Genomic DNA, 16415 nt, shown 5'->3' with positions numbered 1-16415 from the left:
GGAGTAACAACAATGCCGATGGTAAAACCGAGGTCGCAAAAAGTCAGACTGCTGGTGACGCACCTGTTACTGCTGAGTTTTCTGGCGCTGATCCTGTTCCCGCTGCTGATGGTGTTCACCATCTCGCTGCGGCCGGGTAACTTTGCCACGGGGAGCCTGATCCCGGATCAGGTGTCGTGGGATCACTGGAAGCTGGCGCTGGGGATCAGCGTAACCAACAGCGACGGCAGCCTGACGCCACCACCGTTCCCGGTGCTGCTGTGGCTGTGGAACTCGATCAAGATCGCCGGGATCACTGCCGTGGGCATCGTGGCGCTGTCCACCACCTGCGCCTATGCTTTTGCCCGCATGAAGTTTCGTGGCAAAAGTTCGCTGCTGAAAGGGATGCTGATCTTCCAGATGTTCCCGGCGGTGCTGTCGCTGGTGGCGCTCTACGCCCTGTTTGACCGCCTGGGTATTTACATCCCGTTCCTCGGGCTGAACACCCACGGCGGGGTGATCTTCGCCTATATGGGCGGTATCGCCCTGCACGTATGGACGATAAAGGGCTATTTCGAAACCATCGACAGCTCGCTGGAAGAAGCCGCCGCGCTGGACGGTGCGTCGCCGTGGCAGGCGTTCCGTCTGGTGCTGCTGCCGCTGTCAGTGCCGATTCTGGCGGTGGTGTTTATCCTCTCCTTTATCGCTGCGATCACCGAGGTGCCGGTGGCCTCTCTGCTGTTGCGCGATGTGAACAGCTATACGCTGGCGGTGGGAATGCAGCAGTATCTGAACCCGCAGAACTACCTGTGGGGTGACTTCGCCGCCGCCGCGATCCTCTCTGCCATTCCGATTACGGCGGTGTTCCTCATCGCCCAGCGCTGGCTGGTCGGTGGCCTGACGGCCGGCGGGGTAAAGGGTTAGTTTATTGCGATATTTTTGCGCTTTATCCCGGTAACGGGTGTAGTACTTTTCCCTGTGTCCTGGGCGGCTGAATAAGCCGCCCTTTTTTATCTACTGAAGCCAGTAAGGGATAGCTACCTGAGCAACCATGAAAAACCTGTCAGCGCTTTTCCACTGGCTGACATGTCTGTGACAGGTCTGAGGCCAGTCTGAGCACGCCGGAACGGCAAAAGACGCATCCCTGCGGGCCTCGACACGCCCCCTCCCTGGTGCGTGACGTCCGGCTTACCTCAGACTGGCTCCATCCCCGCAGAACGATTGTTCGCTGTAAGTTTTAAAACAGCAATAACATGATGCTCTCTGCGAATTGGTTTGGATGTTGACCTGGGTTTTGACGTTCAGGCGGCATTCAGCAGCGCTGAGGAAGCACAGTGAACCAGGACGAACCGCCAGGACGGCGGTGAGAGGGAGAGCCGGCACAGGGATGTGCCGTCACGACCGGTGCGTCGGTGAACGACGCTTGCGAAGGCACCCGCTGAAAGCGGGCGATGCGCCTGCCGCAAGCCCGGGTCCCCAGGGCGGCGGCGACTGGCCGCCCTGGGTCGCTCAGCCCGCGCAGCGGGAAAGCGAAACGTCCTTGACGTTGACCTGGACCATCGTGCAGACCTGCGTCACTGGTCGATCGGAACAGAAGACCGGACACGGATAATGCCGGTGTAGTTTTACAGGGATACCTCAGTGGCCGCCCCCTGATTCTGATGATTTTACCCAACAAAAAAGGGTTTCCCCCACCGGCAGAAACCCTTTTTTCACTGCTTTGACCTCAGCTCACCGACACCCTGCGCCGCCGTTTATCCAGATCCTTGATCAGCTTATTGACCCGATCGTCAGCGAACATCTCCTCCAGCGTGTGCGAGAGCTTACGCCGCCAGTTGGGATACTCATCGCTGGTGCCCGGCACATTCACCGGCGTGGCCATATCCAGCCAGTCCTCCGGCTGAAGGCCCAGCAGCGCGCAGGCGCTGTCGGCCACATAGCGTTGCAGGCCGCGGTTAATCACCGGTGTCATCGCCATCAGTTCAGCATGGCGGCCGGTTTTCTGTGGAATACAGCCGTAGTGATGCAGCCCGTCCAGCAGCCCCTGACGCGCGCGAGCGCGGTCGAGATACAGCTCCTGCAGCACGCTGTCATCACGATACAGGCCAAGCGTTTTCCCCAGCGCCAGATCGTCCGCCTGCCAGTAGCCGCGCAGCGTGGGCAGATCGTGCGTGGTGATGGTCGCCATCGCCTGCACCGGATAGGACTGCGGCGCACGGAAGTTATTCTCCTCATCGCGCTCAAAATAGAGCACCTTGTAAGAGTAAACCCCGCCTTCGCGCAGCTTGCTGACAATCTCCACCGGCACCGTCCCCAGATCTTCACCGATCACCATACAGCGATGGCGCTGGCTCTCCAGCGCGAGGATCGCCAGCAGATCGTCCACCGGATAGTGCACGTAGGCCCCTTTATCCGCCGTCTCTCCCGCCGGGATCCACCACAGGCGCAGCAGCGCCATCACATGATCGATACGCAGCGCCCCGCAGCTGGTCATATTGGCCCGCAGCAGATCGATAAACGGCTGATAGCCGCGCTTCACCATCACATGCGGATCCATCGGCCGCAGATCCCAGTTCTGGCCCTGCGGGCCGAGAATATCCGGCGGCGCGCCCACCGAGGCTTTCAGGCAGTACAGGTCGCCATCGCTCCAGGTTTCCGCGCCGCCGCCGACCACACCGACCGCCAGATCGCGATACAGCCCCATCGGCATCGCCTGCTGCTGGCTGGTGTGATAGCACCTGGCGAACTGGGTTTCCGCCAGCCACTGCAGCCAGAGATAAAACGCCACCTCCTGCGCGTGCTGCTCGCAGAACGCCCGTACCGCCGGGCCGCGGGCGTCGTGATACTGTTCGGGCCACTGGTTCCAGCCCACCCCTTTACCGCTCTCCTGCGCCAGGTGGGCGTACAGCGCGTCAAACGCGGCCTGCAGCCAGAGGCTCTCCCCGCCTTCGCGGGTAAAGCTGGCCAGCGCTCTGACCTGCGCATCCTGCGGCTTACGCCCGAGAAAATGCGCATAGGCCAGCCGCAGCCCTTCCAGCTTGAGCGGCACCACGCTGGCATAATCCACCTCGTCGCTGGCACGGGCGGCTTTTAATCGCTGCTGGGTATCAGGCTGCTGCCACCAGCGCTGCGCCGCGTCGCTCTGCCGGAAATCGTCCACCGCGCCAACGTCGATATACACGACGTTCAGCCAGCGGCGCGATGACGGGCTGTAAGGACTGGCCGCCGCCGGGTTGGCCGGATAGAGCGCATGGATCGGGTTCAGCCCGACGAAGGCCCCGCCGCGTTCGGCAATGTTCTTCAGCAGCAGATTCAGATCGCCAAAATCCCCGATGCCCCAGTTACTGTCCGACCGCAGCGTATACAGCTGCACGCAGGCTCCCCACAGCTTTTTCCCGGCCAGCAGGGCATCCGGTTCATAGCAGCGTTTCGGGGCGACAATCACCCGGCACTGCCACTCTTCACTCTCCTGCGTCAGCGTCAGCTGGTGGTAGCCGGGCGGGATCTTCCCCGCCAGCGCCAGCGTCATTTTACCGCTGATGCGCCCGCGCTGCGTGGCACCGCCCTCCAGCTGCAGTGTCCACAGGTATTCCCCGTCCCCCTCCACCGGCAGCGCCAGGCGCTGCCCGGCAACAAACACTTTCACCCCCGGCACCGGGGTGGCGGGCCTGTGTCCTGCCACCGTCCAGCCCATCGCCATTAACAGCTCCCGCCTGGTTTCCGCCGCAATTGCCTGCTGCTGGCCGTGCGCATTGATAAAACCGGCGGCGATCCCCGCCTCCCTGGCCGCCTGCTCCAGTGTGTTGTTCTCCATGCGGACTCCTTAGCGTTTCGCCTGCCAGATACGCTGCTGATAGTCGCGAATGGCGCGATCAGAGCTGAACATGCCGACGCGGGCGGTGTTGAGGATGGTTTTACGCGTCCACGCCTCGCGATCGCGGAACAGCAGATCGACCTTGCGCTGTGCGGCGCAGTAATCCGCAAAGTCTGCCAGCACCAGATACGGATCGCCGCCGCCGAGCAGGCTGTCGAGCATCAGGCTGAAGGCCGTTTTATCCCCGTTGCTGAAGAAGCCGTTTTCCAGCTCTGTCAGAATGCTGTCCAGATGCTTATCTTTTTTGCGCAGGGCCCGCGGATCGTAGCCTTTCGCCTGCAGCGCTTTGACCTGATCGACGGTGTTGCCGAAGATAAAGATATTGTCTTCGCCTACCTGCTCGGCTATTTCGACGTTGGCCCCGTCGAGCGTGCCGACGGTCATCGCGCCGTTGAGCGCCAGCTTCATGTTGCCGGTGCCGGAGGCTTCTTTACCGGCCGTGGAGATCTGCTCGGAGACGTCCGCCGCCGGGATCATTAGCTCGGCCACCGACACGCGGTAATCCGGGATAAACACCACTTTCAGGCGGTCACGCACCAGCGGGTCGTTATTGACCTTTTCCGCTACCTGGTTGATGGCATAAATGATGTTTTTCGCCAGGTAATAGCCCGGTGCCGCTTTGGCACCGAACAGGAACACGCGCGGCACGATGTCCATTTCCGGGTTATCACGCAGCTGGCGGTAGAGCGACAGAATATGCAGCAGGTTGAGATGCTGACGTTTGTATTCGTGCAGGCGTTTGATCTGCACGTCGAAGATCGCCTCCGGGTTCAGCGTCAGCCCGGTGACCTGCTTCACGTACGCCGCCAGCCGGATTTTATTGTCACGCTTAATCTGCTGATAGCGCTGGCAGAACGCCATATCATCCAGCGATGCTTCCAGCCCCTGCAGCGCATCGAGATCCGTCACCCATTCGGTTTTCAGCGTGTCATCGATCAGCGCTGAGAGCGCCGGGTTGCACTGCTTTAACCAGCGGCGCGGGGTGATACCGTTGGTGACGTTGTGGAATTTCGTCGGCCACAGCTGGTGATATTCCGGGAACAGATCCTTCACCACCAGCCCGGAGTGCAGCGCCGCGACGCCGTTCACCGCAAAGCCGCTGACCACGCACAGGTTGGCCATGCGCACCTGGCGGTTCTGATGCACCGAGAGCTTTTCCCACACCGCTTTGTCGCCCGGCCACTGTTTTTCGACGACCTTACGGAAACGGGCGTTAATGGCTTTGATCAGCGAGAAGTGGCGCGGCAGCAGGCTGCGTACCAGCTTCTCATCCCAGCACTCCAGCGCTTCCGGCATCAGCGTGTGGTTGGTGTAGGCAAAGGTTCTCTGCACGATACCCCAGGCCGCGTCCCATTCCAGCTGATGCTCGTCAAGCAGGATGCGCAGCAGCTCCGGGATGGCGATGGTCGGATGGGTGTCGTTCAGCTGGATCACCTCATAGTCGGGCAGATCCTGAATTTTGCGGCCGAGGAAGTGATGGCGGCGCAGAATGTCCGCCACCGAGCACGCGCACTGGAAATACTGCTGCATCAGGCGCAGGCGCTTGCCGGCATCGTGGTTGTCGTTCGGGTAGAGCACTTTGGTCAGCTTCGCGGCGTCGATGCCCTTCTGCTCTGCCCTGAGGAACGCGCCGTCGTTAAACAGCGCCAGGTCGAACGGATGCACGTCGGTGGCCTGCCACAGGCGCAGCGGCTGGGTGACGCCATTCTGGTAGCCGACGACCGGCAGGTCCCAGGCTTCGCCGCGCAGCGTGAACGCCGGCTGCCACTGCTCTGCGCCCTGCGCATCCTTCACCAGCTTACCGCCAAAGGCGACGTCCACCGACAGCGCACTGTTGTGACTGAACCACGGATAGCTTTCGCGCTGCCAGTTGTCCGGGGCCTCCTGCTGCTGCCCGGCCTCAAAGGACTGGCGGAACAGGCCGTACTGGTAGTTTAAACCGTAACCGGTGGCGGGCTGCCCGACGGTGGCCATCGAATCGAGGAAACAGGCCGCCAGACGGCCCAGGCCGCCGTTGCCCAGCGCCGGGTCGGTCTCCTGCTCCAGCACGTCGGCCAGCTCAACGCCCTGCTCCTGCAGCGCCTGGCTGACCGTGTCATACCAGCCGAGGTTGATCAGATTATTGGCGGTCAGGCGGCCAATCAGAAACTCCATTGAAATATAGTTCACATGACGCTGCGGGTGCGGCGTCGCTGCGGGTGCGGGCTGCGCGTTCAGCTGCTCTGACAGCGCCGCGCTGGTTGCCTGCCACCACTGGTGCGGCGTCATGTCCTGTGCCTGCTGTAAGCCGAACCCCTGCCACTGGCGTTTTAGCGCGGCGATAAACTGCGTTTTATCTAAAGTCACCTGCATCACATGCCTCTTTATTCGGGAGTCTGTAGGAAAAGTGGAGTGTTATTAAGCGCTATGCTGCAACCTTCAGCGCGGGGCGGCATCCTCCCGCCAGCGATTAGGCAGGGAGGAGAAACGGGGCGTAGCCGGAGGAGACGGGCGGTCAGGGGGAGGGGGTCAAAAATTTGTCTTTAGAAATGTGATGCAGAGCAAGTTAACGGCATGTAAATACGTAACATTGTTGCATTCGATGTTTCAAAGGAGGACTTTAGAAAAAGTGATTAATTACGCGCTGCGAAATAAAGATTACGTCCCCCTGACTACCGTCAAAAGAATCGATAAAAATGCTGATCCCATCAAAACTGAGCCGCCCGGTGCGGCAGCAAAATACCGTGGTTCGCGACCGACTGCTGACAAAGCTTTCGGCGGCCCCCCACTATCGTCTGACGCTGGTTGCCAGCCCGGCGGGCTACGGTAAGACGACGCTGGTGGCCCACTGGGCGGCGGGTAAGAGCGATCTGGGCTGGTATTCTCTTGATGAAAGCGACAACCTGCCGGAGCGTTTTGCCAGCTATCTGATCGCTGCTATCCAGCAGGCCTGCGGCGGCCACTGCGGCAAAAGCGAGGCCCTCAGCCAGAAGCATCAGTACGCCAGCCTGCCCGCGCTGTTTGCACAGCTGTTTGTCGAGCTGTCCGACTGGCACCGTCCGCTGCTGCTGGTGATTGATGATTATCATCTGATTTCTAACGAAGCGATCCACGAAGGAATGCGCTTCTTCCTGCGGCATCAGCCGGAGAACCTCTCGCTGGTGGTGCTGTCCCGCACCCTGCCGCCGCTCGGCATCGCCAACCTGCGCGTGCGCGAGCAGCTGCTGGAGCTGAACGCCGCGCATCTGGCGTTTACCCACCCGGAGACACAGCAGTTTTTCGACAACCGCCTGAAGGATCCGATTGACCAGGCCGACAGCAGCCGCCTGTGCGACGACGTGGCCGGCTGGGCCACCGCCCTGCAGCTGATCGCCCTGTCCGCCCGCCAGTCCAGCACGCCGTCGCGCCAGTCCACCCAGCAGTCTGCACGTAAGCTGGCGGGTCTGAACGCCAGCCATCTGTCCGACTATCTGGTGGATGAGGTTCTGGATCGCGTGGATGCCCCGACGCGGGATTTTCTGCTGCGCTGCTCGCTGCTGCGCTCGATGAATGATGCGCTGATTGTGCGCCTGACCGGCGACGGCAACGGCCAGCAGCGGCTGGAGGAGCTGGAGCGCCAGGGCCTGTTTATCCACCGCATGGATGACACCGGAGAGTGGTTTAACTTCCATCCGCTGTTTGCCAGCTTCCTGCGCCAGCGCTGTCAGTGGGAGCTGGCGGCGGAGCTGCCCGCCATCCACCGCGCCGCCGCCGAAGGCTGGCTGGCGCAGGGGTTCCCGGCGGAGGCGATCCACCACGCCCTGGGGGCGGATGATATTGATATGCTGCGCGATATTATGCTGCAGCACGCCTGGTCGCTGTTCAACCAGAGCGAGCTGGCCCTGCTGGAAGAGTGCCTGGCCGCCCTGCCCTACGACCGCCTGATCCAGAGCCCCAGGCTGGTGCTGCTGCAGGCGTGGCTGGCCCAGAGCCAGCACCGCTACGCCGAGGTGGATACGCTGCTGGCGCAGGCAGAAAGCGAGATGCAGAAGCGGGATATCGTGATGGATCAGGATCTGAACGCCGAGTTTAACGCGCTGCGCGCGCAGGTCGCCATTAACGACGGTCGCCAGGACGAGGCCGAACAGCTGGCCGCCGAGGCGCTGCGTTTTCTGCCCTACGAGAGTTTTTACAGCCGCATTGTGGCCACCTCCGTTACCGGAGAGATCCAGCACTGCAAGGGTGACCTGGCCCGCGCCCTGCCGCTGATGCAGCAGACGGAGCAGATTGCCCGCCGCCACGAAGCCTATCACTACGCGCTGTGGGCGCTGCTGCAGCAGAGCGAGATCCTGATTGCCCAGGGCTTTTTGCAGGCCGCGTTTGAGATGCAGGAGCGCGCGTTTGAGCTGGTGCGTGAGCAGCATCTGGAACAGCTGCCGATGCACGAGTTTTTGCTGCGCCTGCGCTCGCAGCTGCTGTGGTCATGGTCACGGCTGGACGATGCCGAAGACGCCGCACGCCAGGGGCTGGAGATCCTCACCAACTTCCAGCCGCAGCAGCAACTGCAGTGCCTGGCAATGCTGGCCAAGTGTTCGCTGGCACGCGGCCAGCTGGACAATGCTCACCACCATTTACAGCGCTGCGAGGCGCTGCTGAAAACCGGGCAGTATCATATCGACTGGCTGACCAACACCGATAAGCCGCGCGTCACCTACTGGCAGATGACCGGCGATAAAGCGGCGGCGCGCCAGTGGTTACAGCAGGCGCGTAAGCCGGATATGGCCGACAACCACTTCCAGCAGGGCCAGTGGCGCAATATTGCCCGCGTGCAGATCCTGCTGGAGAAGTTTGATGAAGCCGAAGTGGTGCTGGATGAGCTGAATCAGAACGCGCGCCAGCTGCGCCTGACCAGCGACCTGAACCGCAACCTGCTGCTGAGTAATCTGCTGTACTGGCACACCGGCCGCAAAGCGGAAGCGCAGCGGGCGCTGATTGAAGCGCTGGGGCTGGCGAACCGCACCGGGTTTATCAGTCACTTTGTGATAGAAGGGGAGATGATGGCGCAGCAGCTGCGTCAGCTGATCCAGCTTAACCTGCTGCCCGACCTGGAGCAGCGCCGGGCGCAGCAGATTTTGCGCGAGATTAACCAGCATCACCGCCATAAGTTTGCGCATTTCGACGAAGGTTTTGTCAATAAGCTGCTGACCCATCCGCAGGTGCCGGAGCTGATCCGCACCAGCCCGCTGACCCAGCGTGAATGGCAGGTGCTGGGGCTGATTTACTCCGGCTACAGCAACGACCAGATCGCCGGGGAGCTGGACGTGGCCTCCACCACTATTAAAACCCATATCCGTAATCTGTATCAGAAGCTGGGTGTGGCGCACCGTCAGGAAGCGGTGCAGCAGGCACAGCATCTGTTGCAGGTGATGGGGTACGGGGCGTAAGGGCCCCGGAAATGCTTTTACTGGCTGCCTGTTCAGCGACCGGTCTGAGGCCAGTTTGAGCACGCCGGATCGGCAAAAGACGCATCCCTGCGGGCCTCGGCACGCGACGTCCTGTCGCGTGACGTCCGGCTTACCTCAAACTGGCCCCCTCCCCGCAAAATAGCGCTCGCTGTGAGTTTTAAATCAGCGACGACATGATGATTTATGTGGATTGATTTGAATTTGGGTTTGACCTGGATTTTGACGTTGAGGCGGCATTCAGCAGCGCAGAGGAAGCACAGTGAACCAGGACGAACCGCCAGGACGGCGGTGAGAGGGAGAGCCGGCACAGGGAAGTGCCGTCACGACCGCTCCGTCGGTGAACGACGCTTGCGAAGGCACCCGCTGAAAGCGGGCGATGCGCCTGCCGCAAGCCCGGATTCCAAAGGGCGGGGCGACTGCCGCCCTTTGGTCGCTCAGCCCGCGCAGCGGGAAAGCGAAACGCCCTTGACGTTAACCCTGGCCTTGACCTGGATCTGGACCATCGTGCAAACCATCACCAGGGTGAAGCCTGGCATGGCTGGACCCGATATCACCTTGAGTTAATGGCATATAACTCGATGGTCGGTATCACATCCACCCCATCAGAGGTATAAAATACGGCGTTGGTGAAATCATAAATTCTTCGTGTGATCCTGACCGTCACCCGATTGCCCACTTTTGTGACGCTGGCCCCATTACTGTCCGACGTGAGAAAAGGTGCCGTATTTCCCAATACCTTTAATACGTCCTTTTGTATTTCACCTGCCAGATAATAACGGTAGACATCCGAAACCGTCGCCCCGCCGCCCTGATATTTCGTCACGTATAACCAGGTATCGTCATTAAGCTGCCGGGATTGATACAGCGCATCATCATAAGGTGGCCCTACGTAATAACGGTAAGCCACATTACCGACAACCAGTAGCAGTAAAACTGCCGTTAGCAGTCGGTGTATCCATTTAATAACCGTGCTGCCTTGCATAGTCGATCCCATGCTTAACCCCTTCCCTGCGTTTTTCTCGCGTCCCATTACCGTGCGGCATCACGTATTTTGCTGGCAGATTTCACTTCCTCAGCCAGCGCCTCCATCGTCCACAAACAGTCCGCACCCTGCGGCCCGGCATCCAGCAGCGCCAGCCGGGTCTGCTCATAGACAGATTGATTCTCGACGGCATCACCGGCCTTATTCAGCGGTGGAAGGCAGCTAGTCCCCGTGCCCTGCTGAAAAGGATAGGCGTGCTGGTGTTGATCCAGAATAGCCAGTACAGCCAGCGTTTCTTTCGCATTCGGTAACAGTGCGTTGTAAAGCGCTTTCGCCAGTTGAATCGCGTGTTGCCTGTCCATTACCGGAGCGAGTTCGGGTGCCAGCGCGATCCATTCACCTTTACCCGCAGAGATATTGTTGAGTATTTCACGCCAGTCGCCGTCGGGAGTATTCCGGGCGAACGCGTGGTTGCCATCTTTTTGAATACCGTGCTGTATCTCTGCGGGGGTGATTGCGGCCCAGGTGAAGGCCGGGAGAAAGAGGAGATATAGCAAGGCTTTCACGGGAGTATCCCGGGTAAGTTATCATTAGCTGTACCGTCACGCTGTCTTTCTTTGATTCCAGCTATCAGAATGGATGATATTACCATCAACATATTTCCAGCTGATTTTTTCATATATAAACTCCACAATTTCCATGTGATTGAAATTCTCCTTAGCAGTGTCTTTAATATCATGCATGAGTGGTAAAATACACTTCACACGCACATTTTCCAGCAGAGTGTTGAAGTACTCAACCTCATAACCGGCATCATTAATCTTAAAAAATTTAAGCTCCACTTGCTTTAGCCTGCGCCCGCTAGTGACGGCTTTATAAAGATAGGAAGAAGATGAATCAATCTCCTTCTCGACAAGATAGGCCAAATGTTTTCTGGTGTTGACTATTTCACCCGTAAGATCATCAGTGGGAAGATAGACTTCATGATGGAGCCCCAGAACTTCAACACTGTTTTCCCTGCCGTGAATATCAACACTGCCTTTAATCAAGTTGCCTGCATCGTCGTGTATGTACATATAAACGGGAATTGCCATCTAATCCACCCTGCGAAATGGGCCAGCCTTACCGACCGTTTTGATAAGTTGCCGCAGGCATTCTTTAGCCTGCGGAGTATCATTCTTGTAAAGAGCCTGGATAGCTTTCACGACATATTCGTTTTGTTCTGGAACCGTTTCGTTATAAAGCGGCATCGAACACACATTACCGATACTGACAGGGGGTAGTTGCTCATCAAGAACATTCATCACGCCCGCCACATTTTTAGGAAGGGCCTGTGCCAGCGCCGTAGCGAGATCTTCAGCGAATCCTGCATCGGTGTAGCGGGCAATCAGCGGAACAATCTGTAGCCATTCAGCCTCCCCAGTGGAAAGACCTTTTACGATTGCCTCCCACTGACTGGTTGATGTTGCCATTGCATTTTCTTTCGCTAAATCATGGATGTATTTTTTCGCACCACTGTCATGAATATTCTCAAGCACAATTTTCGGCGTCATCACATTTATATCGGCTATAGAACTGTATGACAGCATGATCATAGCGAATAAATATATCCTTTTCATCTGACCACCAGAATATCGTCACCGGAATTGAAAATATTTGCTCTAACATTAGCGCCATTGATAATTATACACCCTTCAGAACTACTACCGAGAGTTTTAGGGTTATCACCATGTATTCTGAAAGCATTACGACCAAATGTATTTGTTCCCGCAATAGGTACCAGTTCTATCGTCCAGTTACCTTTACTTCTGGTATGACGAGTAATCCGCCAGTAGCCACGCGGGATCGGCCCGACAAAGCCGACATTCTCTTTAGAAGGGTTATTTTTTCCTTCAGGGCTACCACTATACCCATTTGCGTAATGTGCTCCATTGTGAGTCATTTCACCGGTTCTCTGATTGTACTCCCACGTCATAACACCTCCTTTTGTTATTACAATTAACACTAAAAAAGTAAAGACGAAACCCCAATATAAATCACATGCAGATGATATCATTTCATGCCAATCAAGGAATCATTATCGTCAGAAAAAATAACATTTAAACATATTACGATGTCAAATCAAGAATGTATTATTAAGCGTTCAATTAATACATTTTACACTTAAACACCATTGATTTTAATCCGTCCCACACGTAAAAAACAGCTTAAGCATTAGTTTCAGGGGAATTAAAAAAAACTAACAAGCAGAAAAATTATTTAAAAAACCTGTCAGGAGATTACATCCTTTTCATAATTTTCTGAGCCATGCTGCATTTTTTAACTTTGGTTATTTTTCCAAAGTGATTACTTTTTACTGCTGGTTATAATAACAGGGTTATTAATCGCGGCATGAAGGTGCTAGGAACACCGTCATACCGCTAACCGCAACAACTATACGGAGTAGTTATTATGGCTGAGCAGGATTGTAATACAGACGTTGTTAAATCAGAAGTCACCGCGCCCACGCGGCGCCATTTAACCGTGGCTTATGCGAGCACCTATCCAGATTACCAGCGCATCCCGGCGCTGAACATTAAAGGGAAGTGGCTGGAAGCGGCGGGATTTGCCACCGGCACCAAAGTCGATATTCGCGTGATGAAGGGCTGCCTGGTGATCACCGCCCGCGATCCCGAACCGCAGGAATCCGCGTTGATGACCTCACTGAGAAAGGTCTGCACGCTGTCCGCCCGCAAGCAGCGCCAGGTGGAGGAGTTTATCGGGGTGATTACGGCGAAACGGGTGAGAAGGTAAGGGATTAAGGAGCAAGTCCCGCCTGGGAACGGGCGGGATGCTTAAAAGAATGACTTTTTACACTCGTCGGGCCTTCTTACACAATGATTGGTAGTCACATTGATCTCCACCCTGAAAAAGTGCCTGGAACCAAAGCTGGGATCGCTACAATGATCTTCGATTGCGCAATGGAGCAAGCGAACTGCTCCCAAACCGAGGTGTTCTTTGAACTCTTTGACGTTTTTGCGATTGTTGTTCCGTTAGCGTTTTGGGTTCAATTAATCCCGCGATGATTGGGCAGCCAGGCTGATTATTACCCTGGCAGTCACGGGCTAATTGCTCAAGCGTTTCCGCCATTGCCTGTAATTCAGCTATCCTGGTTCTTAGCTCTGAAATATGGGTAAGCGCCATTGTTTTCACGTCAGAGCTGGTTCGTTCGCCATCGAGCCATAAGTTCATTAATCCCGAAATTTGTTCAACAGAAAAACCAAGGTCACGTGAACGTCGAATAAAATGAAGACTATCAATATCCGATGAACTGTAATGACGGTAACCGGCATCAGAACGAATTGCTTTTGGTATCAACCCAATTTGTTCGTAATAACGGATCATCTTCGCCGAGATACCTGAGAGTTTAGCTGCCTGACCGATATTCATTTTTTTTCCTCTCTATAAACCCGACAAGCCGAGAGCCTTAATCAGGTTTGGCTTTTGTGATGAAACTGTACCGTAAACTATTTGCTCACCGATCGCGCCGATCGGTGCAACCCGGACGCCGGTACGCGCTTTGGCTTCTGCCATGATGTCAGCATCGGTTATATTCACATCTGGCCGCCCTTTTGATTTATTCAGCTGCATGAATCTGATGACGGTCGTCATCTTGCATAACGGTTTGCTTTATGGGTGGCTGAAAACGTTTTAATCGCAGAGCATTGCCCAGAACAAAGACACTGGAAAGTGCCATTGCCGCAGCGGCAAACATCGGTGAAAGCAACATACCGTTCAGAGGATAAAGCAAACCGGCAGCCACGGGGATCAGTAAGGCATTATAAGCAAAGGCCCAGAACAGATTCTGTTTGATGTTACGAATTGTCGCCTGGCTAAGTGCAATAGCATCAGCAACACCACGTAAATCCCCCGACATTAACACGACATCAGCAGCCTCGATGGCCACATCTGTACCTGTACCAATGGCCAAACCCACATCAGATTCAGCAAGTGCTGGCGCATCGTTAATACCATCGCCAACAAATGCAACTCGAGCGCCATTAGCACGGAATTTTTTCAGGGCTGCAACTTTACCATCGGGTAACACTTCTGCTGCCACTTCATCAATACCGAGTTGTCTGGCAATTGCGGCAGCGGTAGCTTTATTATCACCCGTAATCATTGCAACTTTCAGGCCCAGAACATGCAGCGCCCTAATCGCTTCAGGCGTCGTTTCTTTGATGGGATCCGCGACCGCGATTATTGCTGCCAGACGGCCATCAATGGCAGCATAGAGTGGACTCTTACCTTGTTCACCCAGACGCCGCGCCGTCGGTTGCAAGCTGTTAACATCAAGGCCAAGCTGAGTCATGTAGCGATCTGCACCAACAGCAACAGTCCGGCCTGCAACCTGAGCAGATACACCAAACCCAGGAACGGCTTCGAAGCTTTCAACAGAAGCCAGAGTGATATCTTGTTGCTTAGCGGCGGCCACAATGGCCTCAGCAATTGGATGCTCAGAACGTGTTTCAATTGCAGCAACTAAAGCTAATACTTCCTTGTATTCAAAACCTTCAGCCGGAACCAAATCGGTTAGCTCAGGACGTCCTTTGGTCAGTGTCCCTGTTTTGTCGAGTGCAACAACACTAACGTCACGCAATGCTTGTAACGCTTCACCTTTACGGAAGAGAACACCCAGTTCTGCTGCACGCCCAGTACCCACCATGATAGATGTTGGTGTAGCTAAACCCATAGCACATGGACAGGCAATAATAAGAACAGCAACTGCATTAATTAACGCAAAAGTTAGCGCGGGATCTGGCCCCAGGAATAACCAAATAATGAACGTTACGCCTGCCCCTGCCATTACTGCTGGCACGAACCACATGGTTACTTTATCGACTAAGGCCTGGATGGGTAATTTGGAACCTTGTGCTTGTTCAACTAAACGAATAATTTGTGCAAGAACAGTGTTTGCCCCAATCTTTGTCACACGGAAGCTGAAAGCGCCTGTTTTGTTGATGGTGCCTCCGACAACTTCAGCGCCAATACCTTTCGATACGGGTACAGGCTCACCAGTGATCATGCTTTCATCAACATAAGATGAACCGTCAACAACTTCACCATCAACAGGAATTTTTTCACCAGGACGAACGAGAATGACATCATCTGTTGCTACTTGATCGAGTGGAATCTCAACTATTTTGCCATTGCGATCAACGCGAGCTGTTTTTGCCTGAAGTCCGACTAACCGTTTGATTGCCTGTGAAGTACGGCCTTTTGCGCGCGCTTCTAAAGTACGTCCAAGCAGGATCAGGGTGACTATCACAACCGCCGCTTCAAAATAGACGTTTGCTGTTCCTTTCGGCAATACCCCGGGGATAAAAGTGGCGACAACTGAATATCCATAGGCTGCAATTGTGCCAACAGAAACCAGTGAGTTCATATCAGGAGCACCACGTAACAGTGCCGGTATTCCCTTGCGGAAGAAGCGCATTCCCGGGCCAAACAGAACGATAGTTGCAAGCACAAATTGAATGTACCAGTTCATCTGTTGGCCCAATGTTCTCATTACCAGATCGTGCATACCGGGGATAACGTGCGATCCCATTTCGAGTATGAAAACGGGTAACGTGAAGATAGCCGCAGTGTACAGCGCCCGGCGTAATGAACGCGCTTCACCTTCACGACGTTCATTGTCTTGATCTTCTGTATTTGCCGATTCGGCAGATAATCGACGAGATGTATAACCAGCCTTAACGACAGCCGCTTCAAGGTCGGCTACAGAAACAACGCCAGCAAAATGGATAATTCGGGCACGTTCTGTCGCTAAATTCACGCCAGCTTCGATAACGCCGGGAGTCTGTGCCAGTGCTTTTTCAACACGTCCGACACAAGATGCACAGGTCATATCTTCAATGGCGAGTTCTGTTATTTCATGACAGACGCTATAACCCGCGCTCTCAATGGCACGAACAGCAGACAGTGCATCGCCTGAATCATTCAATGTGATATCAGCACGTTCTGTCGCCAGGTTGACTGATGCTGTGCTTATGCCAGGCACGGCTTTTAATGCCTTCTCAACACGACCGACACAAGATGCACAAGTCATACCTTCAACGGGTAAACTGAGCCGGGTGGCTGAGGATATTGTTGGGTTAGTATTCATTGAGATTCC

12 protein-coding genes are annotated in these 16415 nt (G+C 55.7%); 3 read left to right on the top strand and 9 right to left on the bottom strand.

Going from position 1 to position 16415, the window contains the following annotated elements:
* The first annotated feature begins 12 nt into the window (after nucleotides 1-12).
* Nucleotides 13-903 carry a maltose ABC transporter permease MalG gene (malG, locus tag K6L24_RS02845; protein ID WP_062744382.1) on the top strand — a complete coding sequence of 297 codons (891 nt, stop codon included), beginning with the start codon at nucleotides 13-15 and terminating at the stop codon, nucleotides 901-903.
* 802 nt (nucleotides 904-1705) lie between these two features.
* On the opposite strand, the gene malQ is transcribed toward malG, so the two are convergent.
* Together malQ and malP are read right to left on the bottom strand one after the other, a co-directional pair.
* On the bottom strand, nucleotides 1706-3793 hold the full coding sequence (gene malQ / locus K6L24_RS02840) for a 4-alpha-glucanotransferase (RefSeq protein WP_187509454.1): 2088 nt from the start codon (nucleotides 3791-3793) through the stop codon (nucleotides 1706-1708).
* A 9-nt stretch (nucleotides 3794-3802) separates the two neighbouring features.
* Nucleotides 3803-6205 carry a maltodextrin phosphorylase gene (gene malP, locus K6L24_RS02835; RefSeq protein WP_187509453.1) on the bottom strand — a complete coding sequence of 801 codons (2403 nt, stop codon included), beginning with the start codon at nucleotides 6203-6205 and terminating at the stop codon, nucleotides 3803-3805.
* A gap of 323 nt (nucleotides 6206-6528) precedes the next feature.
* Between malP and malT the strand changes: the two genes are divergently transcribed.
* Nucleotides 6529-9255, top strand: a complete 2727-nt coding sequence (gene malT / locus K6L24_RS02830) for an HTH-type transcriptional regulator MalT (protein WP_118665478.1) — start codon at nucleotides 6529-6531, stop codon at nucleotides 9253-9255.
* 571 nt (nucleotides 9256-9826) lie between these two features.
* Here the strand turns inward: malT and K6L24_RS02825 are convergent.
* From K6L24_RS02825 to K6L24_RS02805, 5 genes are read right to left on the bottom strand one after another with little or no spacing between them, the layout of a single operon-like run.
* Complete coding sequence (locus K6L24_RS02825) at nucleotides 9827-10270, bottom strand: hypothetical protein (RefSeq protein WP_245006710.1); 444 nt, start codon at nucleotides 10268-10270, stop codon at nucleotides 9827-9829.
* A 35-nt stretch (nucleotides 10271-10305) separates the two neighbouring features.
* Nucleotides 10306-10824, bottom strand: a complete 519-nt coding sequence (locus tag K6L24_RS02820; protein WP_222681931.1) for a hypothetical protein — start codon at nucleotides 10822-10824, stop codon at nucleotides 10306-10308.
* A gap of 36 nt (nucleotides 10825-10860) precedes the next feature.
* Entirely contained in the window at nucleotides 10861-11352 is a 492-nt protein-coding gene (gene tssD / locus K6L24_RS02815) for a type VI secretion system tube protein TssD (RefSeq protein WP_118665474.1), read from the bottom strand.
* Nucleotides 11353-11877, bottom strand: coding sequence for a hypothetical protein (locus K6L24_RS02810; RefSeq protein ID WP_118665472.1), 525 nt, complete (start codon nucleotides 11875-11877; stop codon nucleotides 11353-11355).
* Nucleotides 11874-12233 carry a tlde1 domain-containing protein gene (locus K6L24_RS02805; protein WP_072277435.1) on the bottom strand — a complete coding sequence of 120 codons (360 nt, stop codon included), beginning with the start codon at nucleotides 12231-12233 and terminating at the stop codon, nucleotides 11874-11876. The genes K6L24_RS02810 and K6L24_RS02805 overlap by 4 nt, the downstream gene beginning before the upstream one ends.
* A 476-nt stretch (nucleotides 12234-12709) precedes the next feature.
* Between K6L24_RS02805 and symE the strand changes: the two genes are divergently transcribed.
* Nucleotides 12710-13051 carry an endoribonuclease SymE gene (gene symE / locus K6L24_RS02800; RefSeq protein WP_222681930.1) on the top strand — a complete coding sequence of 114 codons (342 nt, stop codon included), beginning with the start codon at nucleotides 12710-12712 and terminating at the stop codon, nucleotides 13049-13051.
* Between the two features lie 144 nt (nucleotides 13052-13195).
* Here the strand turns inward: symE and cueR are convergent, their stop codons facing one another.
* Both cueR and K6L24_RS02790 read right to left on the bottom strand, forming a co-directional pair.
* Complete coding sequence (cueR, locus tag K6L24_RS02795) at nucleotides 13196-13687, bottom strand: Cu(I)-responsive transcriptional regulator (RefSeq protein WP_072277437.1); 492 nt, start codon at nucleotides 13685-13687, stop codon at nucleotides 13196-13198.
* Between the two features lie 187 nt (nucleotides 13688-13874).
* Nucleotides 13875-16406 carry a heavy metal translocating P-type ATPase gene (locus K6L24_RS02790; protein ID WP_222681929.1) on the bottom strand — a complete coding sequence of 844 codons (2532 nt, stop codon included), beginning with the start codon at nucleotides 16404-16406 and terminating at the stop codon, nucleotides 13875-13877.
* Nucleotides 16407-16415: the final 9 nt, after the last annotated feature.

Origin of the sequence: Erwinia persicina (genome assembly GCF_019844095.1) — a bacterium.
Lineage (GTDB): Bacteria > Pseudomonadota > Gammaproteobacteria > Enterobacterales > Enterobacteriaceae > Erwinia > Erwinia persicina.
This window is presented reverse-complemented; position numbering and strand designations above follow the sequence as displayed.

Bases quoted from the DNA above. Each gene is read 5' to 3' on its own strand.
- malG (WP_062744382.1), top strand. From the start codon at position 13: ATGCCGATGGTAAAACCGAGGTCGCAAAAAGTCAGACTGCTGGTGACG.
- symE (WP_222681930.1), top strand. From the start codon at position 12,710: ATGGCTGAGCAGGATTGTAATACAGACGTTGTTAAATCAGAAGTCACC.
- K6L24_RS02825 (WP_245006710.1), bottom strand. From the start codon at position 10,270: ATGGGATCGACTATGCAAGGCAGCACGGTTATTAAATGGATACACCGA.
- K6L24_RS02805 (WP_072277435.1), bottom strand. From the start codon at position 12,233: ATGACGTGGGAGTACAATCAGAGAACCGGTGAAATGACTCACAATGGA.
- malT (WP_118665478.1), top strand. From the start codon at position 6,529: ATGCTGATCCCATCAAAACTGAGCCGCCCGGTGCGGCAGCAAAATACC.
- K6L24_RS02790 (WP_222681929.1), bottom strand. From the start codon at position 16,406: ATGAATACTAACCCAACAATATCCTCAGCCACCCGGCTCAGTTTACCC.
- cueR (WP_072277437.1), bottom strand. From the start codon at position 13,687: ATGAATATCGGTCAGGCAGCTAAACTCTCAGGTATCTCGGCGAAGATG.
- malP (WP_187509453.1), bottom strand. From the start codon at position 6,205: ATGCAGGTGACTTTAGATAAAACGCAGTTTATCGCCGCGCTAAAACGC.
- K6L24_RS02810 (WP_118665472.1), bottom strand. From the start codon at position 11,877: ATGAAAAGGATATATTTATTCGCTATGATCATGCTGTCATACAGTTCT.
- tssD (WP_118665474.1), bottom strand. From the start codon at position 11,352: ATGGCAATTCCCGTTTATATGTACATACACGACGATGCAGGCAACTTG.
- malQ (WP_187509454.1), bottom strand. From the start codon at position 3,793: ATGGAGAACAACACACTGGAGCAGGCGGCCAGGGAGGCGGGGATCGCC.